The sequence below is a fragment of the Rummeliibacillus sp. SL167 genome (assembly GCF_007896505.1).
GTDB classification, from domain to species: domain Bacteria; phylum Bacillota; class Bacilli; order Bacillales_A; family Planococcaceae; genus Rummeliibacillus; species Rummeliibacillus suwonensis.
Genome location: NZ_VCBM01000001.1, coordinates 1,024,912 through 1,051,672, shown reverse-complemented (window position 1 = coordinate 1,051,672; position 26,761 = coordinate 1,024,912). Strand labels below are relative to the sequence as shown.

Genomic DNA, 26,761 nt, shown 5'->3' with positions numbered 1-26,761 from the left:
ATCTATGAATCCGAAAATTCGTTGCACAAACGTATCAAAAAGTTTCAGATTATATCGTAAACAATCTGATAAATTATTGGATATCATTTCGTTAAAAAAAGATAGAGATCAGTTCTATGCTTTAAAAAATATTGATTTTGAAATTAATGAAGGTGAAGCAATTGGAATCATTGGCTTGAATGGTTCTGGAAAGTCGACACTTTCTAATATACTTGCACAGGTTATCCCTCCAAGTTTTGGCGATATAGAAATCAACGGTGAGACATCATTAATTGCCATTTCTGTTGGTTTGAATCCCTCTTTGACGGGGATGGAAAATATTAAGATGAAATGTTTGATGCATGGTTTAACGAATGCGGAAATTAATATGATTCAGGATGATATTGTTGAATTTGCGGATATCGGAAATTTTATCCATCAGCCTGTTAAAAATTATTCTAGTGGTATGAAATCACGATTAGGTTTTGCGATATCTATTCATACAAATCCAGATATTTTAATAGTGGATGAAGCGTTGTCCGTCGGGGATCAAACATTTTATCAAAAATGTCTTAATAAGATTAATGAGTTTAAAAGTGAAGGAAAAACAATTATTTTTGTCAGTCATTCATTGTCTCAGATCCAAGCATTTTGTGATCGAGTCATGTGGATCCATTTTGGAGAAATCAAGATGTTTGACGAAACCAAAAAGGTAATCAGTGAATATAAAAAATTTATCCATACGTTCAATGCTTTAAGTGATGAAGAAAAGAAGATTAGTAGAACGAAAATGTTGGAGAAACAGTATACAGAAAATGTAAATGAGCCACAAAGTAAAGAGCAGCAAAAGAATGGCTTCAATCTATCAGTCATTTTGCAATCTTTTGTTTTATTAGTTGCGGTTATTGTAAGTGCAACATATATGTTAAGCTCACATTAACAGGCTGTGAGATCCTTCTACTAGATTCTAGTGGAAATGGAACAGAATGGACAAGTGGGAGATCAGCTGCCTGTAAAAGCTTGATTGGTTCAACCAACATCTAGAGAGGGATCTTTGTATGAGGTTTCACTTTATCTAAAAAAATCGGAGGTAGTTTTCATTGACAAACCAAAGAAAAATAAAAATCATGACGATATTCGGTACTAGACCGGAAGCAATCAAACTAGCTCCATTAATACTTGAATTAGACAAGCATCAAGAAGAAATTGAATCGATTGTAACCGTAACGGCGCAGCATCGCCAAATGCTAGACCAAGTACTTAGCGATTTTAATATTCATCCTAAGTATGATTTAAATATTATGAAGGATCGTCAAACATTAATAGATGTCACAACTTTAGCACTTAAAGGATTAAATGAAGTGATGCAAAATGAAAAACCTGATTTAGTTCTTGTACATGGTGACACATCAACGACATTTGTGGGAAGTCTTGCAGCGTTTTATAATCATATTCCAGTTGGACATGTTGAAGCGGGCTTACGTACTTGGAACAAATATTCGCCGTTCCCTGAAGAAATGAATCGCCAACTAACAGGTGTTATAGCTGATTTTCACTTTGCCCCAACCAAAAAAGCACAGCAAAATCTGCTCAATGAAAGTAAGGATCCCGAAACGATTTTTATTACAGGAAATACCGCCATTGATGCATTAGCTACAACCGTTTCTACAAATTATCATCACCACATATTAGAAAAAATAGGCCAAGATAAGATGATCTTATTAACTGCTCATCGTAGAGAAAATCTTGGAGAACCAATGAGACACATGTTTAAAGCGATTAAACAAATTGTAGATGAACATGAGGATGTTCAAGTGGTCTATCCTGTTCATCTAAACCCAGCAGTAAGGGAAATTGCCAAAGAAATATTAGATGGCAATCCACGGATCCATCTAATCGAACCTTTAGAAGTTGTCGATTTCCATAACTTTTTAGCTAGAGCCCATATTATTTTGACAGATTCAGGAGGTATACAGGAAGAGGCACCTTCTCTTGGTGTTCCAGTTTTAGTTCTCCGTGATACAACTGAACGACCAGAGGGAGTAGAAGCGGGTACATTAAAGCTAGTAGGTACAAATCAATCAAGGATCTATCAGGCTTTGAAAGAATTGTTAACCAACTCTGCGGAATATGAAAAAATGTCAAAAGCTTCTAATCCATATGGAGATGGACATGCTTCTGAACGAATTGTCGATGCAATCCTTTATCATTTTGGTATAAAAAATCATATGCCTAATCCCTTCGTAAAAAGTGAAGAAATGACCGTCCAAGATGGAATCACTTCATTTTAAAAGATGACTCAAAAGTAAAAATAGTATGCTAGAAATAATTCTAGCATGCTATTTTTTTTTTGTAGAATTGAAAACCCCTTGCTATGCGAGGGGTTCTAAAAAGCTTTTAGCTATGGACAGAAAAAAAACCCCGGTCGTACAATGGAGTTAGGTCTAGCCAACCGACTCTGTACGAAAGGGGATCCAAATGGATAATAAAAGTTTAGCACATACAACATGGAATTGTAAGTATCACATTGTTTTTGCACCAAAATATAGAAGACAAATTATATACGGAAAGATAAGAGCAGATGTAGGAAAAATATTACGCCAATTATGTGAAAGAAAAGGCGTTGAAATAATAGAAGCAGAGGCTTGCCCTGATCATATTCATATGCTGGTAAGTATTCCACCGAAATTAAGTGTTTCATCCTTTATGGGCTATTTAAAAGGAAAAAGTAGTTTAATGATTTTCGACCGACATGCAAACTTAAAATATAAATATGGAAATCGGAAGTTTTGGTGTCGTGGATTCTATGTAGATACAGTAGGCCGGAACAGAAAAGTGATACAAGAGTATATAAAAAATCAATTGCAGGAAGATATTTTGGAGGATCAAATGACGATGAAAGAATTCATTGATCCTTTCACAGGTGAGGAAGTAAAACCTAAAAAGAGGAAATAAATAGAACCACTTTAGTGGTAGTGTGAGAACGGAGTGCGGTTGGCGGACCTTTCAGTATGTCTTTAGACATGGGCCAGTACCCCAGCGTTTCACGCGCAGAGCAAACCACCAGTTATACTGGTGGCTCTGATTATGAAATATCATTAACACTACTAAAAATAGGCATGAAATCTAGGATAGATGAATAGAATTCTATTAACATGAAATGATTCTTTAAAGGTGGCTTGTGAATGAGTATATTACTTCTATTTCTGACAAGTGGAATATTCTTTATCTTTACGTTTATCGTTCAAACACTCGGTGCTAAGTTATTTTTTTTGTTGATTTCATTTTTATTGTTTAAATGGGGAACGAATCAAATTCTATTAGTGGAGAAAAGAAAAGAGGAAGAAATAAAAAAAGAAATGGAAGAATTACTACAAGAATTCGCCTATTCACAATTGACCGTATCTTCTGATTATTTAAATGCGCTTTTACTGGACGAGGCATCACAAACTTTATTGATCGCAAATAGAGAAAATACGGATTCTGGCTTTGAGGTAAGAGACTATCCTTTCGACAAAATATATGAAACTTCTATTGAGGAAAATGATCATCCAATCGCTTTAATATCCAGAAGAGGATTATTCGGTGGCTCTTTACTCGAGAAAAGAGAAAACTCATTGATAAATGTTACGAAAAAAGAAAAGGATTCTAAAAACGACATGAAAGAGGCAGAGGAAGAAAAAGAGGAAAAATCAAAAAAAGATAAAGAAAAGGATAAGGAAGGGATCAAAAAACTATGTTTGAAAATAGTTGTGGATGATTTAGATGATCCTATCATCGAATATGTCTTTTTAGAAAACGAGGAACCAATTGATCAAGATTCAGATGAATATAAGGATGCATTTAAGCTCTGTAAAAAATGGCATCAGATGATCAGCGTTCTGATAAAACGGTATGATTTATTAGATAAAGTAATTATCAGTCGTTATGAAGATTCAAATCGAGTGGTTTAAATTTACCGATTGAATAGATAAAATTCATCAGGCATTTTGATTAGGAAATATATGAGTATAAATGAGAAAAATTCCTCATTGTAAACGCCAATCTATATAGATCTTCGCTGTGGCTTGCTCGAGTCCTCGATTAGGCTTGCGCATTTCCTTCGTGCGGTGTGGATTCAGGAAGTCCATTCAATGTTCCGCGGGAAAGCGAGCAAGCCGTGGCGGAAATCAGCAAGTTATCTAAGTTTAAGTGGATAAAATTGGATAACAAACCCGTTTGAAAGTTTATTTAACTTCTAGAATCTAGTGACAATTGGATCAGTGAGTATGTAAAAAACACTTTGCAAAGTTCCTTTTTATAGGAATTTTCTAATGGCTGTATGTAATTTATTCATAAAAATAAAAATAGTAATGCTTTTTCAGAAAAAGAGTGCTATACTTTGCCTATAGATAATAATCCTTCGGGGTAGGGTGAAAATCCCAATCGACGGTGATGAAGAAATTCTAAGCCCGTGAGCCTTCATAGGCAGGATTTGGTGCAATTCCAAAGCCGACAGTATAGTCTGGATGAGAGAAGGATGTATGGAATGCTTTTGCTTATGAAATTTACGTGATTTCATGAGTCTATTTGGTGATGACTAAATTTAAACTTCCAATCCAACCCCGTAGAGAAAATCTATGGGGTTTTCTTTTTACTTTCATTTACCTTAAGCTTTTTGCAATGAAAGCGACCGACCGTTAACTGATCAGCCTCATGATTCAGAAGCATCATTTAAAAGCCATTACATGAGGACATAATGGATCGCGCTTCATGAAATGAAAGATGAAAATCCCAATCGATGGTGATGGAGAAATTCTAAACCTGCAAGTTTTTTTAGTGAGGTTTATCCCGCTTTAACGGGCAGTAACCCCCCATTTCAAAGTTTAGAAAGAAACGAGAAAGATAGATGGGGGATGAACTGCCCGTAAAAGTCCGATTGGTTTAGCTAACCATCATTGGGGGATGAAGAAAAACCCCAATGATGGAAGCTTCACTTTATCCCAAATCCAAAACTAATTGCATAGTTATTTAAATAGGAGAACAACAACATGGGTTATGGTAAAGTTTGCGAAAATAGAGTTCAATTGGCCTATTTTAAAATACCATTTACTACATATCCTCCTATTAACTACTCCTAAGGAAGCGTCTTTTGAATAGTTTTTTATTTGAATCAATTTCATAAATCATTTTCTTCTAAAAAAATACGAACGTTTAATAATAACTAATTTTGATAGTTGTGGAACGGAAGACGGCGACTCCTACGGGAAAAGCTTGAGCTGAAAGCCCCGCAGGAACGTAGTGACGAGGAGATTGAAGCCAAGCCCGTGGAAAGCGCCGTCTGGAGAGGAACAAAAATTTCTGAATATTAATGTTCATGCTGATTTGAAATGTTCGTGTTTTTTATCTGAATCTTGCATTATGAAATTAATTCATTTAGCAAAAAAATTTCCAAATGGGAGCGATTCATATGACAGATGATTTTTACATGAATTTTGCACTACAGCTTGCACAGGTTGCTGAAGGACAAACAAATCCGAATCCTGTTGTTGGAGCAGTCATCGTAAAGGACCAAGAAATAGTTGGTTTTGGTGCCCATTTAAAAGCTGGGACACCACATGCCGAAGTCAACGCATTACAAATGGCAGGAGAAAAAGCCTTTGGAAGTACCATTTATGTGACACTTGAACCATGTAGTCATTATGGCAAAACACCACCCTGTGCGAATGCGCTAGTGAAAGCAGGGGTTAAAAGAGTTGTCGTTGCATCATTAGATCCGAATCCCTTAGTTGCAGGAAAGGGCATTGGTATTTTGAAAAAGGCGGGCATTGAAGTTACGACGGGTGTTTTAAAAGAGAAAGCGGGGCAGTTAAATAAGGCTTTTTTCCATTTCATCCAACATGAGGTTCCCTATGTTACCTTGAAACAAGCCATTACGCTGGATGGTAAACTGGCAGCGAAAACAGGCGATGGAGAAGCAATTACAGGTATCGAGGTTCAACACGATGTTCATCAGGAGAGAGAAAAAAACGATGCCATTTTAGTAGGCATTGGGACGATTTTAAAGGATAATCCAAGCTTGACAAATCGCTTTGGCTATACGAAAAAGCAACCTATTCGTGTCATTTTAGATACTAACTTAAGCATTTCACATGATGCCAAAGTAATGACAGAAGATATCACACCTACATGGATTTTTACAGGTTCAAACGTATCTGAGGAAAGGGTTAAAAGCTTTTTACAAGCACATGTCGAAATTATTCCATTATCAAAACAAACTATATCGATAGAAGAAGTATTAAAAGAACTAGGCAAACGTAAAATCATGAACCTTTATGTGGAAGGTGGAAGTGCAATTAATGCCAGTTTCTTAAAATCAGGTTATGTCAATCAGATCATCACATACATTGCACCAAAGATTTTTGGTGATGATCATGCAGTTCCCATGATAGGAGATCTCGATATTACACGAGTAAAAGATGCTTACCCTCTTGAATTTAAAAAAGTTGAGATGATTGGGAAAGATATTAAAATAACTTCTGTTCCGAAATGAGGTGTTTCATTTGTTTACAGGAATTGTAGAAGATTTAGGAACTGTAAAAGCAATTAAAAACGCAACGACAAGTATGCAGCTGACAATTGAATCTAAGAAAATCTTAGAAGACATTCATGTCGGTGATAGTATCGCGGTGAACGGAGTATGTTTAACTGTCATTTCTTTTTCAAGCAATCAATTCACAGTTGATGTGATGCCAGAAACAGTAAAAGCAACAAATATTCAATCATTGCAAACGGGGCAATTGGTCAATTTAGAAAGGGCAATGCCTGCAAATGGTAGGTTTGGCGGTCATTTTGTTTCTGGACATGTAGACGGCACTGGTGTTATTTTAAGAAAACGAAAATTCGCCAATGCTGTTTATGTAGATATTGGTATCAGTCAAGAATTGAGTAAGTTTTGCATGATGAAAGGTTCTGTCGCGATTGATGGTATTAGCTTAACGATTTTCGATATAAAACCAACTCAATTAACGGTGTCTTTAATACCACACACGTTTGACCAAACCATTCTTGGCATCAAAAAGGAACATGATATTGTGAATATTGAAAACGATTTGCTTGGTAAATATGTGATCAATCATATAGAAAGAAAAGAAGAAAAGTCCGGCATTACATTAGATTTCTTAAAAGAAAATGGATTTTAAAAGGCGGTGTTTGGAAATGTTTAATACCATTGAAGAAGCAATTGAAGATTTAAAAAAAGGTAAAATAATTATTGTCGTAGATGATGAGAAACGAGAAAATGAGGGAGATTTTCTTGTATTAGCCGAATTTGCAACACCTGAGAATATTAATTTTATGGCAAAATACGGTCGCGGTTTAATCTGTACGCCAATGTCTCAAACATTAGCAAGTCGCCTTGAGCTGAACCCGATGGTCGAAAATAATACAGATAATCATCATACAGCATTTACAGTAAGCGTCGATTATCAAACAACCGAAACGGGAATTAGTGCATATGAACGTTCTGAAACTATTTTGCAATTGATCAACGAAAAATCAACAGCTGGAGATTTTCGTCGTCCTGGACATGTGTTTCCATTGATTGCAAAAGAAAATGGCGTTTTTGAAAGACAAGGTCATACAGAAGCAGCGGTGGATTTTGCTATACTATGTGGTTCTGTTTCAGCGGGTGTTATTTGTGAAATTATGTTAGATAACGGGAAAATGGCAAGAGTACCTCAGTTACATGAAATTGCAAAGGAACATCATTTAAAATTCGTGACGATCGAAGATTTGATAAGTTATCGAAATCAAACTGAAACATTAATTGAAAGAGTCGCTTCCGTTAAACTTCCTACTGCATTTGGCGAATTTCAAATGATTGGTTACGCCAATCGACTAAATGACAAAGAACATGTTGCCATTGTCAAAGGAAAGCCACAAAATGAGGAAGCGCCACTTGTTCGCATCCATTCAGAATGTTTGACAGGCGATATTTTCCATTCAAAACGCTGTGACTGTGGCCCTCAATTACAAAAATCATTAGAAATGATCGAAAAAGAGGGAAATGGTGTCGTTCTTTATATGCGCCAAGAGGGAAGAGGAATCGGGCTTCTCAATAAATTAAAAGCATATGAATTACAGGAACATGGCTATGACACCGTTGAAGCAAACCTTCATCTCGGTTTTCCGGCAGAAATGCGTGATTATGGTCTAAGTGCACAGATGTTACGTGATCTGGGCATTACAAAAATTCGTTTAATGACAAACAATCCGGCTAAAATTGAAGGCCTAACAAAGTATGGAATTGAAATTGTTGAACGAGTGCCAATTGAGATTGAAGCTGTGCCAGAAAATGAGAAATACTTACAAACAAAGAAAGAAAAGATGAAACATATTTTAGCGTAGGAGTGAGTATAAATGGGACAAACATTTGAAGCAAAATTAATCGGGACAGATTTAAAAATTGGGATTGTTGTTGGAAGATTCAATGAATTTTTAACGTCAAAATTACTAAGTGGGGCATTGGATGGTTTAAAACGTCACGGTGTTTCAGAAGAAGATATTGATGTTGCATGGGTTCCTGGTGCATTTGAAGTACCTTTTATCGCAAAAAAAATGGCAGATACTAAAAAATATGATGCCATCATTGGTTTAGGCACAGTAATCCGAGGGGCAACTTCACATTATGATTATGTTTGCAATGAAGCAGCGAAAGGTATTGCAAATATAGGATTAACAACTGGAGTTCCAGTTATGTTCGGTATCGTTACGACTGAAAATATTGAACAAGCCATCGAACGCTCTGGTACAAAATCAGGAAATAAAGGATACGATGCAGCAGTTTCAGCCATTGAAATGGCTAATTTAAGCCGTATGTTTGAATAATGCTAAAAACTTTTTAGCAGGCGCATAAAAGAGGATGTACGAGCCATACTATAAAAGATTTCACTTGAGAGATCCTTTCATGACAGGAGGGGTTAACCAATGGGTGAACCAAGTCCAGGTGAGTATTTACTCTAGATTAAAATGTTAAAAATCTCAAGCTTAAGAAACGGAGTGAAGACCCGTGGACCAGGTCTGAGGAAAAAGCGAATGCATAACCATTTAATCATCATAAAGGATTTGTAAATCTAACATGATTGGGAGGGAGAACTCAATGGGTGATCCGCCGAAAAAGCGTTCATTACTCAGAAAGTTCATCTACTCTGGGCAGATTAAAATGTTCCATTCTCAAGCTTAGAAAACGGAGTGAAATACCCCGTGGATTAGCTCAGAGAAAAAGCGAAAAGCAGAACATTTTGACCATCATAAAAGGCTCAAAACTTTTATGAACAGTTTGTTGAATATCCAATGAGAAACAGAACAAAGTTCTTAATCCTCATGGCAAGTTCATCTACTGTGGGCTACATTAAAAGTTATGTCCCATATCTCAGGTAAAATGCTTCATGCATTAGTCTGAGAAGGAAAGCTAAAAACAATTTAATCTCATGAAGGATCGAGTGAAATCGGACCCGGAATTAATTTTCCGGGTTTTTTATTTTGATCCAGCAATACTTTTTATGCGACAAAAGCAGAGCGGCAGGAGCACATGTTTTTCATGCGATGAAAGTGCAGCGACAAAAGCTAATCTTTTTTGTAGCGACAAGTCAGAAGCAGCCAACTTCTATAGACAGCAAATTTTCTTATTGATCAACCATCCCATACAGGAATCTATTCGTTGGATAGCGAAAGTTAATGAGTAAGAGGCAGTGTTATCCTGTTAGTGGAGGGGATTGTATTGTTGAAACGTTTGTTGAACTATGTTGTTTGGCTAATCATCATTACATTTGTCATATATTTAGGATTAAGATTTCGAGTGTATTTAGGGAAAGAGGCAGAAGTATCTTTTGATAACTTACCAATTATGTTTTTTAACATCATTTTTCCTATTGTAATGGGTATGCTATTTCGACTGCCTAAGTTTCTAGGAGAGAAAAAAGGAAAAAAGAAGTGGCATTTGGATTGGCTCAAGCTAATCGCGATTGCATTACCCTCTCTCTATATTGCGTTGCTACCATATCTGATATACACATCATATGGGGAAAAGCTAATATTCACCAAACAATTGCTATTGCTAGGAGATACTGCAACAACTTTAACGACGATTGCAGGATTGGTTTTTGGTTATATATTGGTAGATAGTGTGAAAGTATAAGATAGAAAAACAGATTTTGATGCTGAACCAATTTCAAGTGTATAAAAAGAAATATATCAGTGATACTAAAAAAGATTCCACTGTTAAATCCAACATGATCAGGAGGGAAGAACCTATGGGGAAATCGGACCATTTAGATCCAAAATCTCAAAAAGTTCATCAGCTCTGGACTAGGTTAAAACATTCAAAATCTCAAGTGAAAGGTCAATCGGAGATTACTCTTCATAACCGTCTTTTGAGAAGCGAAGCGAAAGCTCGGCAATTTTAATCATCATGTAGGATAAAGGTGCAATCACATTGTAAGGATTGTCTTATTAAATTTAAGGCAAGATCCTACAAAACAGCAAAAGCATGGGTGCTGAATTGAACAGCATTCATGCTTTTTTTGTATACAGTGGGAGATGAAGAAAACCTCCCATTGATGGAAGCTTCACTTTATTTTTGCTAACTCACTAGACAAACACTTGTTTTCATTTGGTTTTAAATCCGCCTTTTTTTAATGCGATTATGTGAAATTTTAGTTTGCTTGAATGGACAGTAGTCGTCACTGCTTTTCTCTTTTTAAGTGGATATACGGCAACAGGCTATCGTTTTTATAGTGCTGCAAAATGATCATACTCCCTTCAACACATTATTTTTTCATCTGAAGTTTATTCCATAGGTAATCGACACACTTTAAAGGGCAAATACATATCCTTTACTGAAGAGGTGGTGAAGGATGAGAGAAGAAAAACAAGCTAAACACCATAACCCTGTCGAAATTGAACAGCAGGAATGGAAAAAAAGACGGTTAAATGATCGACTGAAGCAGACATTAACAATCGCTTCACCTATTTTTCTCTTATGTTTATGGGAATTTTTATCCCAGACAGACTTGATTGATGTACGTTTCTTCCCGCCGCCAACAGAAATTTTACGCACCTTCTATAACATGATTGTTAGTGGAGAATTATTCCATCATATATGGATATCACTCTATCGGATATTTGCGGGCTTTTTGTTAGGCGCAATACCCGGTATTGTCATTGGCTTATTGATGGGATTATATTCACCGATTCGACATTTCATCTCACCAATTGTAATGGCACTCATGCCGATTCCAACATTAGCTTTGTTGCCAATTATTATCATTTTATTTGGAATTGGTGATTTTTCTAAAATTGTCACAATCGCAGGAAGTGTTTTTTTCCCAGTTGTCATCAATACGACTGCTGGAGTGGTCAATATCGATTCCATCTATTTGGATGTTGCTAAAAACTACGGGGCTAATTCAAAAGACTTCTTTTTTAAAATCGCTCTTCCAGGTTCATTACCAGTCATGATGGAAGGTATTCAAATGGGGCAGGCAATAGCACTTTTAACAATCGTTGCTGCTGAAATGATGGGTGCGACTTCTGGTATCGGCTATTTAATCTGGACTTCTTATAAAGCATTTTTACTGAAAGAAATGTTTGTTGGGCTTATACTCATCTCATTTTTTGGTTATCTATTTTCGCTAGTTCTTCGGTTTCTTCAAAAGAAAATTCTTCCTTGGAGGTGAGGGAATGAGAGAGCAAACAAAAATTTCGATTCGCAACCTAACGAAAGTATTTTATAAAAAAAATAGTAGTGTAACGGCTTTAGATCAAGTTTCAGTAGATATTTCGGAAGGCGAGTTTGTCTGCTTAGTCGGCCCGAGTGGATGTGGGAAAACGACATTACTTAGAATTTTGGCGGGATTAGAAACAACTAGTGCTGGTGACTTTGAGATTAAGCAGGGCAAGGAGGATAGACCTCTTCAATCAATGGTTTTTCAAGAAAGAGGTATTATTCCTTGGTTGACAGTTGAAGATAATGTAGCTTTTGGTTTAAAAATGAGGCACTTACCCAAAAACGTGGTGAAAGAAAGAACAGATTATTATCTTAAAAAAGTGGGACTTGAGAAGTTTTCTAAATTATATCCTAAAGAGCTATCTGGTGGGATGAAGCAGCGAGTAAGCATTGCACGTGCATTTGCGAATGATTCAGAAATTTTACTAATGGATGAACCATTCGCAGCTCTTGATGAACAAAACAAATTTATCCTTCAAGAAGAATTATTATCTATTTGGGAAGAAACAAAGAAGACAGTACTTTTTATTACACACAGTATCGATGAGGCATTACTTTTAAGTGATCGTATTTTATTGATGAGTGCGCAGCCCGGAAAGATTATAAAAGAAATCAAAAATGACTTGCCAAGGCCACGAAATATCGAACAAATTCGTGCAAACCAACAGACTGCAGAAAGCTTTATTGAAATATTAAAACACTTGCATGAAGAAGTTCAAAAATCTAGAAAGTAGTTTGTTTTAAAGTAAAGGGGGATTTCAATGGGAAAACGGTTAAAATGGGCGCTCGTGATTCCGTTACTAGTGTTTGCCATACTGATTGCGGGATGTTCCGATAAAAGCACTACTACGACCAATAATGCTCAAGTGGACAATAGAATAGACAAAGATAATCCATCAGGGGATCTTGCACCATTAAAAAAGAAAGCAAAAGTTGTAATTGCTGAGGATGGAGCAGCTTCTGGAGCAGGATTCTATATTGCAAATGAAAAAGGCTATTTTGCAGATTACAATATTGAAGTGGAGTTTGCACAATTTGCCAATAGCGATGATATGCTTCCAGCAGTTGCCGCAGGTGAAGTAGACATTGCAGGAGGTGTCTCTACAGCATCCTTCTTTAATGCTATTGCACAAGGAATTGACGTTAAAATAGTAGGGGATAAAGGACATAATATACCTGGAAAATCTTATTTTACATTTGTCATTGGCAATAAAATGAAAGATGTAATCAAAGATTATCCTGATTTTAAAGGAAAGAAAATCGCTATTTCTTCTAAAAATTCGATCGATGCTTATATTTATGAGTTAATGCTAAAACACGCCGGATTAACTAAAAAAGATGTGAAAACAGTTGTTATGTCAGATTTCGGCAGTATGCTAGGTGCATTAGAAAACGGTTCTATTGATGCAGCGCTTAGTATTGAGCCATTAATAGCGCAAGGTGCCAGCAAAGGGATCGTACATCGTTTTGGCGACGCAACTGACTTTGCACCGGATTCGCAGATCGCGTTAGTATTAGCTTCTCCTAAGTTTATGAGTACTGAAAAAAATATATCACTTCGTTTCATGCTTGCTTATCTAAAAGGTGTTCGTGATTATAATGATGCCTTTACAAAAGGAGAAGGAAAAGCGGAAATCGTTCATATCATGACAAAATATACAGCATTAAAAGATCCTGCAATATGGGATAAAGTGCATGTAACAGGTTTAGATCCAGATGGTGCGATGCGTATTGAAGATATTCATAAACAATACGAAATGTATAAAGCCAATGGTGCAACAGAAGGGAAATTTGATTTTGATAAAGCCATCGATACGTCTGTTACCGAAGAAGCTGTCAAAATTTTAGGTAACTATAAATAGGAAAAGTTTTGAGTGTTTGTAAAAACGATTAGGATGAATGCTTCGTTCAGCAAAATGCCTTTGAATTTGTATAGACTGTAATGACGCTGATATGGAAAATAGGATCGATTTAGGCAATTCAATAAAGTGAAACTCCATCAGTGGGGGTTTCCTCATCCCCCACTAAAATAGAGGAACTTAAGTGAAAAGCACCATGTCCTGTGGCAGCACCCGAGTGACCAACATCTTGTTGGCTTGAACCAATCAGGCTTTTACGGGCAGTAGTTTCCCATCTATCTTTCTCGTTTCTCTCTATCTTGAGATGGGGGTTTTACTACCCGGGGAAAACACAAAAATCTTTAAAGCCTGAATAGTGGGCTTTAAAGATTTTTGTTGTAGATGAACAAATGCTGAGGCTATTGATGAACTGGTCTCATTTGGACAATCTATTGGTTATTCATTTAATTCTTTGATATCGGATATTTTGAAGAAACTATTGTCAACATCACCTTCAACATAGTCATAGTAAAGGGAATATTGACGATGACGTTCGATCGTATTCTTTTTCCCATTTTTGGTTTCTTCAATTATCTCTTTTGTATCAACGGTAAAGTCTGTGTCCGACTTTCGATTGATGTTAGAAATTGTTAGTTTGTTTACTTCTTCTGTTGTTTGGGCTTTATGTTTTTCATCGATTTCCTTTAAAAGATTTTCATATAATTTTGTATCATGCATAATATATTCATTTGCTAAAGGTGTAAAGTCGCCCGTTTCAATTGCTTTTGCATATTCGACAGGATATTTTGCGACAAAATCAGACAACTTTTGCTGCTCAACATCCGTCATTTTCTGACCAGTTATACTTGTTGTTTCTTCATCTTGTTTGTTAGAAGCTGTATCTTTCGTACTGTCATTGGAAGATGGTTTCTCTGTTGTAAAAGCTTCCGTTTTTTTGTGTTCTTCTGAATTTTTTTCTGTAGGATTTCCACAAGCGAAAAGTAAAGAAGCTGTTAAACAAATGGAACAGAATAGTTTCCAGTTTTTCATATTGGGCCCCCTTTCATAGGCTCTTTTTAAATATCATAACCTATTTTCTGCGAAGTTGATACTTTTAGATAAAGTGAAACTTTACATGATGAATTTTTGAAACAAAGTTCTTTTGTTTTTTCTTATAATGGAGTAATATTTAATTAATCATATATGAAAGGTTGGTTTTTATGGCAGAAAAACCTTTATTTATTCCAAGACCTTTGGTTCGTGTGAATCAATGGATTATTTTATTAAGTACAATTGCTACGTGGGTATTTCAACAACCATTTATTTTATTGATCCCATTAATCGCTAATCTGATGGGGTTATTCTTTAATTTTAACCCATTTATGAAATTAGCTCGTTTATTTTTAAAGAAAAAACCTTCTGAATATATCCCTGAAGATGTTGTACAGCAAAAATTTAATTCATGTATTGCGATCACATGTTTACTTCTAGGATTTATTGGATTTGAATTAGATAAACCAGTGATGGGCTATATCTTTACAATAATGGTTGCAGCGGCTTCTGGTATCGCTATTTTAGGATTTTGTATTGGTTGTTTTATCTTTTTCCAACTAAAACAACTTCGTTATAAACTAAGAAAATCAACGCATGCATAATGATTAACGAATATTTTAATATATTGATAAAATTTTTTATTGAAAATCCTTATAATACGTGCTACAATAATATCTGTTCTTAACAAGGGACACATTCATTATTGCCGATTTAGTTTAATGGTAGAACGGTGGTCTCGTAATCCATTGATAAGAGTTCGATTCTCTTAGTCGGCATATTGTAGCAAAAGCAAGTTTTATAAACAATGTTTTAATTCCTTATAGATGCTAGTGTATAAGCATTTGTAGGGAATTTTTATTTTGGCGTTATGATTATAGTTTTCGCGACTTTTTTATCAACACTGTACAATTACTACACAAGTTACACATCTGCTTGACCATTTGGGGGAAGAATCAGAAACAAGAATCAGAAACAAGAATCAGAAACACCTAGACTTGATGAAAGTTATGCTACAACTAATGTTACGAACCTTATCTGAATTCAATTGGCACATTATAACAACATTTAAACACTATTAAGGATTACTCAACAATCTGGCTGTTTGTTGAATAGGCAGGGATGGAGAGAACCATTTCTTCATAAATAAATTTTTGTATATGCCTCTTCATAAGCCATTTTCCATAATAACAGAGATATGCTCTTGTCATTATCATAAAAATCCGATATTACTACTTTGTTGAAGTGGAATTAGCGAAGACTCCTGTGGGAAAACGGACTAGACGAGACCCCGCAGGAAGCGAGCGGACGAGGAGGCTCGTCAGTTCGCCCACGGAAAGCGAAGCTAATTCCACTTCAATTAATATCATATATATACTATAAATTATTGTGTTACTACACTTTTTCAGCGGCCTCCTTAGTTGATCTCTTTAAGCTCCTGTTTTTATTTACATTTGATAATTTAATATTTATATATTTTTATGAATCAGGTCCTTTGATTCATAATAAATGGTTAATGTTTTGAATAATCATACATTGTAGAGATATTAGTTAAATAATTTGTTGGTATTTTGTAACATTTGTCTAAAAGTTGAGTAAAATGTCCTAAAACCACTTCTGCATTAGTAAGAACTGCGATATAATTTATTTGTAGTAAATATATCCCATGGAATATACCATTTTAGTAGATCTACTTTTCTGTAGCAAGGGGTATGACGATGCCCAAAGAGTAAAATGTTGAATTATATTTTGGGAGTGGATGAAGTTATGGTACATTGGTTAAGAACAAATAAATATGCATCTGTTGTTTTGTTATTGATTCGTCTGTATCTTGGATACAATTGGCTTTTAGATGGTTTTTCAAAATTGTGGGGAGATTCGAGTCCTTTTAATGCGGCAGGATATATGCAAAATGTTGTTAAAAATCCTGTGCTTGGTCCAGAAAAAGATGTTTTATATCCAGTGTTTAATGGATTTATCGAAAATATTGCATTGCCACATGCACAACTGTTTAGCTTTTTCGTGGCGTGGGGAGAATTTCTGATAGGGCTTGGATTATTATTTGGTGTTCTGACAACTGCGGCTACTTTCTTTGCACTATTTATGAATTTCATATATCTGTTTGCTGGTACAGTTTCAGTTAATCCACTTTATATTTTGCTAGGATCTATTTTACTTTTCAGTGGGTTCAATGCCGGTAAAATCGGCGGAGATTATTGGGTCATTCCATACATCCGTCGCTTTGCAAGAGAGAAATTGCATTTGGGGAATTATTCAGGTTCATCACAACCACCAGCTAATGTGAAATAATAAACGAGTAAGTGTAAATATTAATATTGAAAATTTATAATCATGAATTAGATAGCATGTAAGGATGTTTGAGTAAAACGGATTGATGCCACTTTGTTGGTGTCAATCCGTTTAATTTATGACTAGAGATAATGTGACATGCAAAATGTATCGGTCTTGTGATGCCACACAGCTTTTTGTAGTACATTCTGTGATGTTAGAATCTTGTTGCAAAATGATTTGAAATAAAACTAAGCTAATAAAATCATGTTTTTTCCAAATTAAGCCGATAAGCTTCTGAGTATGTATGAAGTAAAAAGGGTGTGGCCACAATAGAACTATGGTGATACTATTTTCAAATTTTGGAGGTATAGATGATGAAAATGACAGAACAAGCGGCCTCTTTTTTTAAAAAAGAAATGGCAGAAAAAAAGGAAGATACTTTACGATTTTATAATTTGGCTGGCTGCTGTCATCCAACATTGACAGCTGAGTTCGAGCCTGCAGAATATGGAGACAAGATAGAAATTGTTGAACATATAAGGATTGCTATTGAACAAGCTGTTGTTGATGATTTGAAAGATGTAACGATTGGGATTGATGATAGTGGGGAAGAAGTAGAGCTTGTTTTAGATGGCTATGTTTTTCCAGATGCTTGTGACTGTGAGGAACATGATCATCAATAAAAATGAGAATTGAACATTTATTATGAAAAAAGTGCACAAACATATTCAGAGTATGATAAAACTATCGGATGAATTGAAAAAATTTTTGTGCCAAAATTATATAAAAAAGTATGTTAATTAGGAAACAATCAGGGTGAATATTTGGCTCCATCTTAAAGAATACTGTATTTTTAGCTCCATGTATATAAATTTTAGCTGCAGCTTGTTCGACTCCTCGAAAATGCATTATGGAATTAAATTTAATTATAATAAATTCTTATAAAAATATTAATTTACCATTCATTTACCTAATGATATTTGTGCTATAAAATTTCAGATGGGTTGATTAAGATTAAGAAGAAACTGGAAAATGTATTTGACATAATCCTAAAAAATATATTTTTTAGTTCCATTTATGTAGATCTTCGCTGCGGCTTGCTCGACTCCCTCTTAAAATGTTGTTATATCAACGTTTGCTAGAGTTTTTTCGTGTGAAAAAAATTTTTTCTTGGCCAAGATAGAGTGAGAACTAGTTTGATATTTCCATTTGTTTAAATAAATAACAATGTCAATGTACGCTACGCTAAAGTTAATTGGAAATGAATTAACTCTATTGCCATTATTTGATACACATTAGATTTCTGCAATGCTTATGATGACGTACCCTCCCATTTCTCTTGGCGTCTAGCGCGTACATTCCTTCGTTCGGTCTATTCATAAGGCAGAGGCGGCTGGTTTGCTTCCTCGGAAAAAGCGAGCAAACCGTAGCGGAAATCAGCAAATACTCTATATTGAAATGGATAAAATTAGATAATTAAAAATGTCTGATAAAAACAAATAAATTAGGTACTACCATGGTCGAACTTTTAAGTGTGAAAGAAAATCAACTTTTAGTAAAGGGTTTGGACGCGATTGATGGAACACACATTATTGATATAAAATCTGTAATGAAAGAGTTTTTGCCAAAAAGGAACAGTTATTCAACCAGAATGGACGACCTCATTAATGAAGCAATATTGGCATAAAAAAGAAATACTTTAATTCGTTTTGAATGATATTCATTTTTTTGTCAAGAATAAGAAGAGATAATTCTTACAGAGGTGAAAATCATGATTCAATTTGAATCCAGTATTGAAGGTAAAAAAGCAGAATTTGGGTACATTCGAGATAGTTTTGAACGTTTTGGTTGTAGTTTTTGCTCTAATTTTGAATATCATGAAGGAAAATTCGACTCCATTCTCCATAGGAAAGATGGCGAAACCATTTATCTACGGATGCCTTTTCGTGTTATAGATGGGGAATTAGATCATCATTCTGCCTATATTGAATTTGGAAGACCTTTTGTGATTAAGCATGTTGTAAATCTTGGATTAGATTACGATGAAAATTCATTGCTAACGGTTACTGGAGGACTTAGTCAGTTCCAAGAACCTATCGACAAAGATGGGGAAATTAAAGATAAAAATCAGTGGGTCCAAGCTGGAGAACAAAAAATTGATGAAATGCTGAATTCGTTAGAAACAGATTTAGTATCTTAAGACAGATTGATCCTCATGACTAGGCAGCAAGTCCCCCGTATCGAGAATTCAGTAAAAGGTATAAACGGGGGACAAAGGCTTGGGATGAAACCGCCATAAAGTGAAGTTTCACTTTAGGATGCGTCCATACATAAAAATGACAAAAGGAAGATTGAATCATACGAAAAGTATTCGGAATAAGCCTATTAGCTACCAGTTTTTTCATCCAAATCCGCTTGTTCTTTAATACCTTTTCCTAAATATTTACCGTTGAAGGGATTAAAATATATTTCCATATATTTTCCTTTTTTTGTTTTTCCTTCAATGATAAAAACAGGCTCCTGCTCATCATTTCGTTGAATTTGAAAATGATAGTCATCAGAAGAAGATTTTTTAGAATGAATGGCTTTAAGACCATATTTTTTGATCGCCAAGTTGATCAATTTATCACTATCAATGTTTATATCTTGATTTTTAATGGGCTTGTCATCGGATGCATCTAATAGGATGTATTTTTTTAGTTTTCCATTTTCAATGATGACATTCATACGATATTGTGCATTTGGGAGACTGATCATGCTATTCCAATTTGGCTTCTTTCCTCCTTTACCACTTGTTTCTTTGTTATTGACACTAGAAATGCTGATTAGTTCAGGCGTGTGATCGTATGCTTTTCCTTGTTCAATGGAAAGCATAATGGCTTCACGTAAGGTAATATTTCTATTGGGCGTTGAATGGAAAGATTCAACTTCAAATTCAGTCATTGGTGCGATTCTGCTTTGAACTATATTTTGTTTTTCTATAAAAAATATTTTTTCTAGATTAATGGAGTACCAAAAGCAAAAAACAAGGATAAAAAAATAGATAAGCCGCAAATATTTCATACACAATTCTACCGTCCTTTTTCGAATCATGATCATTAAAATAATGGCTGATACTGTATCATATTATTCAATCCGTTGTTTTAGAAAGGTTCGTAAAGGGAAAATTTTAGATATTTCCTTGACGAGATAAATTTTTTGAATACCTCTTTTAAAATCTTTTCAAAATGTAACCTATTACATGATCCTCAAAACCAAGCTTTAAAAAGCCTGGTTTATAGCTTCTAATTCCTATAAATTACAATTGTGTTACAAATTCATTTCAAAAACGTGGCGATATTTAACTCTTTTGTAATGATACTGACGCTAAATTCTCAATAGGATGTAGAACAACAAAATACAATCATTTATCCTACATGAACGACAGACAGTCTCTATTTTAAGACTCAAATAGATAGGTTGAGGATCAAGAAAGTCTTCATTGTATGAAGTTTCACTTTATCAAATCATGTGTGTTGATTTTACAAAAATTAGGGATTTTTATTTGGTGTAATTTTTGAAAAACTTGTATTTTCAGGACCATTTATAAAGATTGGAGCGGAGGCTTGCTCGACTCCCGCGGGAAAAGCGAATAGATGAGACCCCGCAGCGTAGCGAGGAGGCTCAGCATTCGCCCGCAGGAAAGCGAGCAAGCCGGAGCGGAAATCAACGAATTCCTCTATTTTTATGGATTAAATTGGATAATCAACCGTCTGTTATCAAATTGAAAACTACAAACATATCTCTTAAAATTTAGTCTTTGTGAAATAACCATGGGGGATTAGCTCAAAAAAAGCTGGATCGCTAGTTTTAAGCAGAAATATGAAGAAGATTTTACTGAAAATGAATGAAAAATGAAAGGTGATGTTTAATGCTAAATAGGTTATTCAAAAAATTTTTCGTATTAAAAAGTTTTGTTGGTTTAAGTATTTTGATTTTTGTGCTATTGATAGGGACTGGTTGTTCGCAAAGTGATCAATTGGTAAAAGATCAGCTTGTTCAAGCAGATAAGGTCATTGTAGAAGAAAATGATAAAATTATAGATCAAAAAAGTGTAGATTCGATTGAACATGTTCTAACATCCGAATTTACAAGTCCAAAACTGAAGTATAACAAAATCATTCAAAACAGCAAAAATTTTACGATAGTTGGTGGTGAGAAAGTTGTAAAGGCATCAAGTGGGAGTGAACTATATAAATACATTGAAGGTTTATATAAATCTTCCTTCACTGAAGCAGGATTTGAAAAATTTTTCATCAGTTCGGCTTTTAAATATACTCTTCAATCAAAAGATGTCCATATTAAAGTGAATGATATTTCAATTAAAAAGAATAAAGACGATGAACAAGGTTATGATTTTATCGTAAAAGTAAAATATCAAAAAAATGGTGGTACGGAAAAGGATTATAATATTAAAGGAATCGTAACACTTCCTGAAAAAGGAAAGATTAGTGAAATCACATACTTAGATGATGGGGGATTAATGCAAAAGATCAAAAACAATAGCTAAAAAATATCGGATAGTTTATTCCTTTACATTTATCCCGCTTTAACGGGCAGTAAGACCCCCATCTCAAGATTTAAAGAGAACCGAAAAGATAGATGGGGGAACAACTGCCCGTAAAAGTCCGATTGGTTCAACTAACTATCAGTGGGGGATGAAGAAAACCCCCACTGATGGAGTTTCACTTTATTAGATACGCAAAAATTGCAGGATTTTGGATTATCTATACCTGCTATTTCTTTAAAAGAAGGTTTAGAAAGAGCTTATAGATGGTTTGGTTATCAGGAATTTGAAAGAAAGTATCATCAGTTCCCGCAATTAGAGAAAGTGATGATGTACAAAAGAAATTAGAATAAGAAACAAGTATTTTATGAAAATAGTAAACATCTTTGGCATAGCAAGAAAATTCATTTATAATAATACCAATTGTTGTGAATAGAGAAATGAGGGTTTGTATGTTTCAACCATTGGAAAAAGGCGATACAGTTGGTGTGTTTTCTCCTTCAAAACCGGCTTCGGTGACGGCCTTCGAACGTTATGTCAGAGGAAAAGAAAGGCTTCAATCGCTGGGCTTAAAAGTAAAAGAAGGAATTTTAACAGGAAAAGAAGATTATTATAGATCGGGTACGCCAAAAGAGCGAGCAGAAGAATTGAACGCATTACTTCTTGATCAAGAAGTAAAGATGATTATGCCATCTATGGGGGGGACAAACGCGAATAGTATTCTACCCTATATCGATTATGAAGCGTTTAGAAAAAATCCGAAAATGATCGTTGGTTTATCTGATGTGACGGCTATCTTATTAGCCCTATACAGGAAAACTGGAATTCCTGTTTTCTACGGTCCTTCCGTTGCCTCTACTTTAGGTGAATTTCCTCCATTAATCGATGATACCATGCACTATTTTCAAGAGATGTTTATGGAAAAACAGAAAACACCTTATATTGTACCAATGCCTGAACAATGGTCTGATGAGAAAGTAAATTGGCTAGAGAAAACAATTGAAAAGAAATTGTATAGGAATAAGTGGATTTGTGTGCAAAAGGGGATTGCACAAGGTAGACTAGTAGGTGGGAATGTAAACACGATGTATGGCACGATCGGTACTGAATATTTCCCAATCATTGAAGAGGGAGATCTTCTATTAATAGAAGATACAACTAAAACAGCTGCAATTGTTGAAAAAAATTTTGCGATGTTAAAACTACATGGCATTTTGGACAAGGTTTCCGGTATTATATTGGGGAAGCATGAGCAATATGATGATTTAGGAACAGGTAGGAAGCCATACGAAATTTTATTGGAACAACTTGATGGAAGAGATATACCTATTTTAGCGGATTTTGATTCATGTCATACACATCCCTTGCATTCAATGCCATTGGGGCGGCAAGTCGAACTGAATGCGACAGAAAAGAAAGTGATATTAGTGGAAAATTGGTTTTGATTGGGAGTGGTTTTATGTACATAGGTGGTCAAAAAGATTTACAAGCTTTAGATCAATATACAATTGAGACATTAGGTCTGCCAGGGACTATTTTAATGGAAAATGCGGGATCAGCAGTTGTGGAAACATTATTGAAACATTATGAAGATGTTGAAGCAAAAATTGTCGTGTTGGCCGGTGCAGGAAACAATGGTGGGGACGGCTTTGTCATTGCAAGAAAACTTTATGATCGCGGTTTAAATGTTGAGCTTTGCTTACTGGTTGATGAGGAAAAGCTGAAAGGTGATGCTTTAACACACTTTACCATTTATCGAAATCGTGAATTACCTTATTTCCACTTAACAACAGAAAATTTCGAGAAACTTCGTGAAAAACTGAAATGTGCTACGATTATTGTAGATGCCATGCTTGGAACAGGTGCTAAAGGCATGCTGAGAGAACCTTATCGTTCTGTCATTCAACTGGTCAATGAGTCTACAGCATTCGTTCTGTCTGTGGATATTCCATCGGGTGTACAAGCAGATGATGGGCGTGTAGAAGAATTTGCGGTAAAAGCTGATCAAACAGTTACATTTGTGATGCCGAAGAAGGGCTTCTTTTTGCAGGATGGACCTAAATACATTGGTGATTGGAAAGTGGTTGATATTTCAGTTCCCCCATCATCAGTCAAAAAGTTAAAACTTGAATTACCTCATTTAATCACAGATAGTGATGTTTTTGCACAGCTACCAAAACGTCCTTCCAATGGGCATAAAGGAACATTTGGTCATGGCTTAGTCATAGGTGGTTCAAAGTCATATGTTGGTGCACCTATTTATTCCGCAAAAGCAGCCTTTCATTCGGGGATTGGCTTGGTTTCTTTAGCAATACCGGAAAGCAATTACGAAATTGCTGCTGTCCAACTTCCAGAAACTCTATTTTTACCTTTAAAAGCAGAAGACGGACATTTTACACCGACAGCTCTGCATCAGGTAGACTTATCAAAATATAAAGCTATTGCTTTTGGACCTGGTATTAGTCGATTTGTTGGTGGCGAAGAGTTCGTCCAAGGATTATTCAAACAACTTGACCGTCAGACGATAATCTTTGATGCAGATGGTCTCTACTTTTTGAGGAATCAAATGCATTTAGTCAAGGATTATAAGGGTTCTGTAATCATTACTCCACATCCAGGGGAAATGGCTACAATGCTTGATACAACTGTAAAAGAAGTTGAAACAAATAGATTGGAGATTGCCCAGCAATTTGCTGGAAAATATCATGTCTATGTTTTATTAAAGGGACATCGCACAATCATTGTAACCCCTGAAGGAAAGACTTGGATCAACCCACTTGGCCATGATGCATTGAGCAAGGGAGGCAGCGGTGATGTTTTGACAGGTGTGATATTATCATTATTATGTCAAGGCGCAACTCCAGAACAAGCTTTAGTTTGTGCAACTTTTTTACATGCAATGGCCGCAGAGAGTAAAGCGGAGGAGCTATCTCATTATGGTGTGACACCCAATACTGTCATCGAGGAAATTCCCAAAATTCTAAACAAGATGTTATAAGATGATGATGGCAACAATATTCTGTGCTGTTTGCGAAATTTGAAGATTGTTGTCCTTGAAAGGAGAATGAGCTTGCGAAATTTAGCATGGTACATATCTTTGGCCATTACATTTTTCGGCTTTATGATGATTGAATTTTATTTTACGCAAGAACCCTCTAAAAGTGCTCCACATGGAAATGATGCTTTTATACCGATTACAATTCTCATTCCCTTTTTGGTTTTAAGTCTATTGATTACCTGGACTGTGGGAAGAAAATATTTTGCTATCCGCCCTTTAAAGAGAGCGTGGGTATTTTTATTGATAACGATCTTTATTTTATTCGTAGGGATAACAGGCGAATATCAGCTCATTGAACGATCTTTACATGCTTTACACGGAAATTGGAATGATTCAGATTCCGTTATTTATGGGAAAGGAGCTTTTAATTTCTATACCAATAGCTGGTACTTTAACGAGAACAGCTTTTTGCTGATTCATCTCATGGCATTTTTATTGGGCTTCTTTGCACGAAATACAGAGTGGCAAATGGATGAGGAAGATAAAAAGAGCATCGATGAGGAGAAAACTGAAGGGTAATGGTTTTAATCAAGTTGCAAATGGACTTTACGGTTATGAGTTTGTTTGTGACTTTTTTATGCGAAAGAGTTAGAAAATTTTACTTTAAATATTAAAAGTGTTCGTATTTTTCATCTAGATTCTGCGTTATGAAATTGTTTTAGCTTGATGAATAAAACGCTCCAATATTAGAAAGAGAAAGAGGTGTATTTTAAATGTTACAGACAGAGAGATTGAAGCTTAGAGATTATAGGGATGCGGATCTACCTTTTTTGTCCTCTTTTTTAGCAGATGAGCGGATGATGAAGTATATAGGCAACGGGAAAACAAGAAATGCAGAAGAAGCTAGAGACTTTTTGAATTGGATTTATGCTTCATATGCGATTCATCCAGATTATGGTTTAAAAATAATTGAATGGAAAGAAGAAAGAAAACCGATTGGACATGCAGGGCTTGTACCTCAAGAGATTAAGGGAAAACAACGAATTGAAATTGGATACTGGATTGCTCCAGCATATTGGGGGAAAGGTTTCGCAACAGAAATTGCCCAAGCATTAAAAGAATATGGAGAAAATAACTTACAGTTGCATCAAATGATCGCTCTCATCCAAATGGGTAATCTAGCCTCACAAAAAGTAGCCATTCATATAGGAATGACGAAAGAAAGAGAAATTGAACGAAAAGGAAAAAGAGTGAATATATTTTCAACAGATGATAAGTTATTTTAAAATCAGGCGTGTTGATTAGGAAAAAAATAGGTGATAAATTGGACAAAATTCTAAAAAAACATGTATCTTTAGCTCCATTTATGTAGATCTTCGCTGCGGCTTGCTCGAGTCCTCTATTAGGCTTGTGCATTTCCTTCGTGCGGTGTGGATTCAGGAAGTCCATTCAATGTCCCACGGGAAAAGCGAACAGTTGAGACCCCGCAGCGAAGCGATTAAGGAACGGAATTGTAGTGCGCCACGTCCTGTGGCAACGACTCCGTGACCAACATCCTGTTGCCCCCCGCGTTCGCCCGTAGGAAAGCGAGCAAGCCGTAGCGGAAACCAGTGAATACCCTTATATTTTGTGAAGAAAATTGGATAATCAACAAACTTGTTAAAATATAATAGAAGAAATTTTAAAATGGTTAAATACATGATGAGGTGTATTATATGGATATCAATATTTTTAATAAAAATGAGAAGCCTTATTTTCATATAGCTACTAATGAAAAAATATTTAATCGATTATATGAAGATACGTGTAAAAATTTTAAGGATCACTCTAAAAAATTTGTCGCCATTATTGAAGGCGAAAAATGCCACAACGAAAAGAAATTATTTCAAGAATTGGCAGATAAGTTGAGTTTTCCTAATTACTTCGGCAATAATTGGGATGCCCTCAACGATTGTCTCAATGATTTAGAATGGTTAGATTGTGAACAATATATTCTATTTATCAATGATTTAGATGCAATGTTTAAAAACAAACAAGAGAATTTAAAAATATTTTTAGACATACTAGTGAATGCAACGATTGAATGGAATGAGGGAAGAGAATATAATCATTTTACAGCAGCACCCCTTCCTTTTCACATCGTTTTTTATAGCGAGAGTAAAGCCACTCATGATTTGCTTTTAAACCAAATACATCTGGAATCTATCATGTTCTTACAAGATTTTTAAGGAATTAGATCTATTCATCCAATTTGATGTGGTCGTGATTGATTTTTTGAGTTGATCTGCGCA

24 protein-coding genes, 1 tRNA gene, 2 pseudogenes and 1 riboswitch are annotated in these 26,761 nt (G+C 35.3%); of the genes and pseudogenes, 25 read left to right on the top strand and 2 right to left on the bottom strand.

Features of this window, described 5'->3' with window-relative positions:
- Window positions 1-4: 4 nt before the first annotated feature.
- From FEZ13_RS04750 to FEZ13_RS04690, 13 genes and pseudogenes are all read left to right on the top strand, one after another.
- Window positions 5-752: pseudogene (locus FEZ13_RS04750) on the top strand (ABC transporter ATP-binding protein); the annotation flags it as partial.
- Between the two features lie 354 nt (window positions 753-1,106).
- On the top strand, window positions 1,107-2,270 hold the full coding sequence (wecB, locus tag FEZ13_RS04745) for a non-hydrolyzing UDP-N-acetylglucosamine 2-epimerase (protein WP_146552745.1): 1,164 nt from the start codon (window positions 1,107-1,109) through the stop codon (window positions 2,268-2,270).
- 187 nt (window positions 2,271-2,457) lie between these two features.
- Window positions 2,458-2,934, top strand: a complete 477-nt coding sequence (gene tnpA, locus FEZ13_RS04740) for an IS200/IS605 family transposase (protein ID WP_146551549.1) — start codon at window positions 2,458-2,460, stop codon at window positions 2,932-2,934.
- 230 nt (window positions 2,935-3,164) lie between these two features.
- The gene (locus FEZ13_RS04735) at window positions 3,165-3,932 is read left to right on the top strand and encodes a hypothetical protein (RefSeq protein WP_146551665.1); all 768 of its coding nucleotides are present in this window, start codon (window positions 3,165-3,167) and stop codon (window positions 3,930-3,932) included.
- 441 nt (window positions 3,933-4,373) lie between these two features.
- Window positions 4,374-4,503, top strand: a riboswitch (FMN riboswitch).
- Between the two features lie 925 nt (window positions 4,504-5,428).
- Window positions 5,429-6,511 (top strand): bifunctional diaminohydroxyphosphoribosylaminopyrimidine deaminase/5-amino-6-(5-phosphoribosylamino)uracil reductase RibD, encoded by a 1,083-nt coding sequence (gene ribD, locus FEZ13_RS04730; protein ID WP_146551664.1) that lies wholly within the window; start codon window positions 5,429-5,431, stop codon window positions 6,509-6,511.
- Between the two features lie 10 nt (window positions 6,512-6,521).
- Window positions 6,522-7,160, top strand: coding sequence for a riboflavin synthase (gene ribE / locus FEZ13_RS04725; RefSeq protein WP_146548800.1), 639 nt, complete (start codon window positions 6,522-6,524; stop codon window positions 7,158-7,160).
- Window positions 7,161-7,176: 16 nt separating this feature from the next.
- A complete protein-coding gene (locus tag FEZ13_RS04720; RefSeq protein WP_146548799.1) occupies window positions 7,177-8,367 on the top strand; it encodes a bifunctional 3,4-dihydroxy-2-butanone-4-phosphate synthase/GTP cyclohydrolase II in 1,191 nt (396 codons plus the stop codon).
- Window positions 8,368-8,379: 12 nt separating this feature from the next.
- Window positions 8,380-8,847 (top strand): 6,7-dimethyl-8-ribityllumazine synthase, encoded by a 468-nt coding sequence (ribH, locus tag FEZ13_RS04715; RefSeq protein WP_146548798.1) that lies wholly within the window; start codon window positions 8,380-8,382, stop codon window positions 8,845-8,847.
- A gap of 895 nt (window positions 8,848-9,742) precedes the next feature.
- On the top strand, window positions 9,743-10,156 hold the full coding sequence (locus FEZ13_RS04710) for a hypothetical protein (protein ID WP_146551663.1): 414 nt from the start codon (window positions 9,743-9,745) through the stop codon (window positions 10,154-10,156).
- Between the two features lie 115 nt (window positions 10,157-10,271).
- Window positions 10,272-10,424: a YpzG family protein gene (locus FEZ13_RS04705; RefSeq protein ID WP_146548796.1), complete on the top strand. Its 153-nt coding sequence runs from the start codon at window positions 10,272-10,274 to the stop codon at window positions 10,422-10,424.
- 450 nt (window positions 10,425-10,874) lie between these two features.
- Entirely contained in the window at window positions 10,875-11,696 is an 822-nt protein-coding gene (locus tag FEZ13_RS04700) for an ABC transporter permease (RefSeq protein WP_146551662.1), read from the top strand.
- 4 nt (window positions 11,697-11,700) lie between these two features.
- Window positions 11,701-12,480 (top strand): ABC transporter ATP-binding protein, encoded by a 780-nt coding sequence (locus FEZ13_RS04695; protein WP_146548794.1) that lies wholly within the window; start codon window positions 11,701-11,703, stop codon window positions 12,478-12,480.
- A 27-nt stretch (window positions 12,481-12,507) separates the two neighbouring features.
- Window positions 12,508-13,608: an ABC transporter substrate-binding protein gene (locus FEZ13_RS04690; protein WP_146548793.1), complete on the top strand. Its 1,101-nt coding sequence runs from the start codon at window positions 12,508-12,510 to the stop codon at window positions 13,606-13,608.
- Window positions 13,609-14,040: 432 nt separating this feature from the next.
- Here FEZ13_RS04690 and FEZ13_RS04685 read toward each other — a convergent pair whose 3' ends face one another.
- Window positions 14,041-14,634, bottom strand: coding sequence for a TcaA NTF2-like domain-containing protein (locus tag FEZ13_RS04685; protein WP_146551661.1), 594 nt, complete (start codon window positions 14,632-14,634; stop codon window positions 14,041-14,043).
- Window positions 14,635-14,804: 170 nt separating this feature from the next.
- Between FEZ13_RS04685 and FEZ13_RS04680 the strand changes: the two genes are divergently transcribed.
- From FEZ13_RS04680 to FEZ13_RS04655, 6 genes and pseudogenes are all read left to right on the top strand, one after another.
- Window positions 14,805-15,239 (top strand): DUF4395 domain-containing protein, encoded by a 435-nt coding sequence (locus tag FEZ13_RS04680; protein WP_146551660.1) that lies wholly within the window; start codon window positions 14,805-14,807, stop codon window positions 15,237-15,239.
- Window positions 15,240-15,342: 103 nt separating this feature from the next.
- Window positions 15,343-15,413, top strand: a tRNA-Thr gene (locus tag FEZ13_RS04675).
- A gap of 988 nt (window positions 15,414-16,401) precedes the next feature.
- Window positions 16,402-16,944 carry a DoxX family protein gene (locus tag FEZ13_RS04670; protein WP_146551659.1) on the top strand — a complete coding sequence of 181 codons (543 nt, stop codon included), beginning with the start codon at window positions 16,402-16,404 and terminating at the stop codon, window positions 16,942-16,944.
- 353 nt (window positions 16,945-17,297) lie between these two features.
- Window positions 17,298-17,609, top strand: a complete 312-nt coding sequence (locus FEZ13_RS04665; protein WP_146551658.1) for a hypothetical protein — start codon at window positions 17,298-17,300, stop codon at window positions 17,607-17,609.
- A gap of 809 nt (window positions 17,610-18,418) precedes the next feature.
- Window positions 18,419-18,629, top strand: a pseudogene (locus FEZ13_RS04660) (TrmO family methyltransferase domain-containing protein); the annotation flags it as partial.
- 68 nt (window positions 18,630-18,697) lie between these two features.
- Complete coding sequence (locus FEZ13_RS04655; RefSeq protein WP_146551657.1) at window positions 18,698-19,126, top strand: YugN family protein; 429 nt, start codon at window positions 18,698-18,700, stop codon at window positions 19,124-19,126.
- A 185-nt stretch (window positions 19,127-19,311) separates the two neighbouring features.
- Here FEZ13_RS04655 and FEZ13_RS04650 read toward each other — a convergent pair whose 3' ends face one another.
- Window positions 19,312-19,869: a hypothetical protein gene (locus FEZ13_RS04650; RefSeq protein WP_146551656.1), complete on the bottom strand. Its 558-nt coding sequence runs from the start codon at window positions 19,867-19,869 to the stop codon at window positions 19,312-19,314.
- Window positions 19,870-20,836: 967 nt separating this feature from the next.
- Between FEZ13_RS04650 and FEZ13_RS04645 the strand changes: the two genes are divergently transcribed.
- From FEZ13_RS04645 to FEZ13_RS04620, 6 genes are all read left to right on the top strand, one after another.
- Window positions 20,837-21,475, top strand: a complete 639-nt coding sequence (locus FEZ13_RS04645; RefSeq protein ID WP_146551655.1) for a hypothetical protein — start codon at window positions 20,837-20,839, stop codon at window positions 21,473-21,475.
- Between the two features lie 449 nt (window positions 21,476-21,924).
- The gene (locus FEZ13_RS04640) at window positions 21,925-22,917 is read left to right on the top strand and encodes a S66 family peptidase (RefSeq protein ID WP_146551654.1); all 993 of its coding nucleotides are present in this window, start codon (window positions 21,925-21,927) and stop codon (window positions 22,915-22,917) included.
- 14 nt (window positions 22,918-22,931) lie between these two features.
- Window positions 22,932-24,470 (top strand): NAD(P)H-hydrate dehydratase, encoded by a 1,539-nt coding sequence (locus FEZ13_RS04635; protein WP_186725767.1) that lies wholly within the window; start codon window positions 22,932-22,934, stop codon window positions 24,468-24,470.
- A 72-nt stretch (window positions 24,471-24,542) separates the two neighbouring features.
- Entirely contained in the window at window positions 24,543-25,049 is a 507-nt protein-coding gene (locus FEZ13_RS04630; protein WP_146551652.1) for a hypothetical protein, read from the top strand.
- A gap of 194 nt (window positions 25,050-25,243) precedes the next feature.
- Window positions 25,244-25,756 carry a GNAT family N-acetyltransferase gene (locus tag FEZ13_RS04625; RefSeq protein WP_146551651.1) on the top strand — a complete coding sequence of 171 codons (513 nt, stop codon included), beginning with the start codon at window positions 25,244-25,246 and terminating at the stop codon, window positions 25,754-25,756.
- A 429-nt stretch (window positions 25,757-26,185) separates the two neighbouring features.
- Window positions 26,186-26,698 (top strand): barstar family protein, encoded by a 513-nt coding sequence (locus FEZ13_RS04620; protein WP_146551650.1) that lies wholly within the window; start codon window positions 26,186-26,188, stop codon window positions 26,696-26,698.
- The last annotated feature ends 63 nt before the right edge of the window (window positions 26,699-26,761 follow it).

Bases quoted from the DNA above. Each gene is read 5' to 3' on its own strand.
- wecB (WP_146552745.1), top strand. From the start codon at position 1,107: ATGACGATATTCGGTACTAGACCGGAAGCAATCAAACTAGCTCCATTA.
- tnpA (WP_146551549.1), top strand. From the start codon at position 2,458: ATGGATAATAAAAGTTTAGCACATACAACATGGAATTGTAAGTATCAC.
- FEZ13_RS04735 (WP_146551665.1), top strand. From the start codon at position 3,165: ATGAGTATATTACTTCTATTTCTGACAAGTGGAATATTCTTTATCTTT.
- ribD (WP_146551664.1), top strand. From the start codon at position 5,429: ATGACAGATGATTTTTACATGAATTTTGCACTACAGCTTGCACAGGTT.
- FEZ13_RS04720 (WP_146548799.1), top strand. From the start codon at position 7,177: ATGTTTAATACCATTGAAGAAGCAATTGAAGATTTAAAAAAAGGTAAA.
- ribH (WP_146548798.1), top strand. From the start codon at position 8,380: ATGGGACAAACATTTGAAGCAAAATTAATCGGGACAGATTTAAAAATT.
- FEZ13_RS04705 (WP_146548796.1), top strand. From the start codon at position 10,272: ATGGGGAAATCGGACCATTTAGATCCAAAATCTCAAAAAGTTCATCAG.
- FEZ13_RS04700 (WP_146551662.1), top strand. From the start codon at position 10,875: ATGAGAGAAGAAAAACAAGCTAAACACCATAACCCTGTCGAAATTGAA.
- FEZ13_RS04695 (WP_146548794.1), top strand. From the start codon at position 11,701: ATGAGAGAGCAAACAAAAATTTCGATTCGCAACCTAACGAAAGTATTT.
- FEZ13_RS04690 (WP_146548793.1), top strand. From the start codon at position 12,508: ATGGGAAAACGGTTAAAATGGGCGCTCGTGATTCCGTTACTAGTGTTT.
- FEZ13_RS04685 (WP_146551661.1), bottom strand. From the start codon at position 14,634: ATGAAAAACTGGAAACTATTCTGTTCCATTTGTTTAACAGCTTCTTTA.
- FEZ13_RS04680 (WP_146551660.1), top strand. From the start codon at position 14,805: ATGGCAGAAAAACCTTTATTTATTCCAAGACCTTTGGTTCGTGTGAAT.
- FEZ13_RS04670 (WP_146551659.1), top strand. From the start codon at position 16,402: ATGGTACATTGGTTAAGAACAAATAAATATGCATCTGTTGTTTTGTTA.
- FEZ13_RS04665 (WP_146551658.1), top strand. From the start codon at position 17,298: ATGATGAAAATGACAGAACAAGCGGCCTCTTTTTTTAAAAAAGAAATG.
- FEZ13_RS04655 (WP_146551657.1), top strand. From the start codon at position 18,698: ATGATTCAATTTGAATCCAGTATTGAAGGTAAAAAAGCAGAATTTGGG.
- FEZ13_RS04650 (WP_146551656.1), bottom strand. From the start codon at position 19,869: ATGACTGAATTTGAAGTTGAATCTTTCCATTCAACGCCCAATAGAAAT.
- FEZ13_RS04645 (WP_146551655.1), top strand. From the start codon at position 20,837: ATGCTAAATAGGTTATTCAAAAAATTTTTCGTATTAAAAAGTTTTGTT.
- FEZ13_RS04640 (WP_146551654.1), top strand. From the start codon at position 21,925: ATGTTTCAACCATTGGAAAAAGGCGATACAGTTGGTGTGTTTTCTCCT.
- FEZ13_RS04635 (WP_186725767.1), top strand. From the start codon at position 22,932: ATGTACATAGGTGGTCAAAAAGATTTACAAGCTTTAGATCAATATACA.
- FEZ13_RS04625 (WP_146551651.1), top strand. From the start codon at position 25,244: ATGTTACAGACAGAGAGATTGAAGCTTAGAGATTATAGGGATGCGGAT.
- FEZ13_RS04620 (WP_146551650.1), top strand. From the start codon at position 26,186: ATGGATATCAATATTTTTAATAAAAATGAGAAGCCTTATTTTCATATA.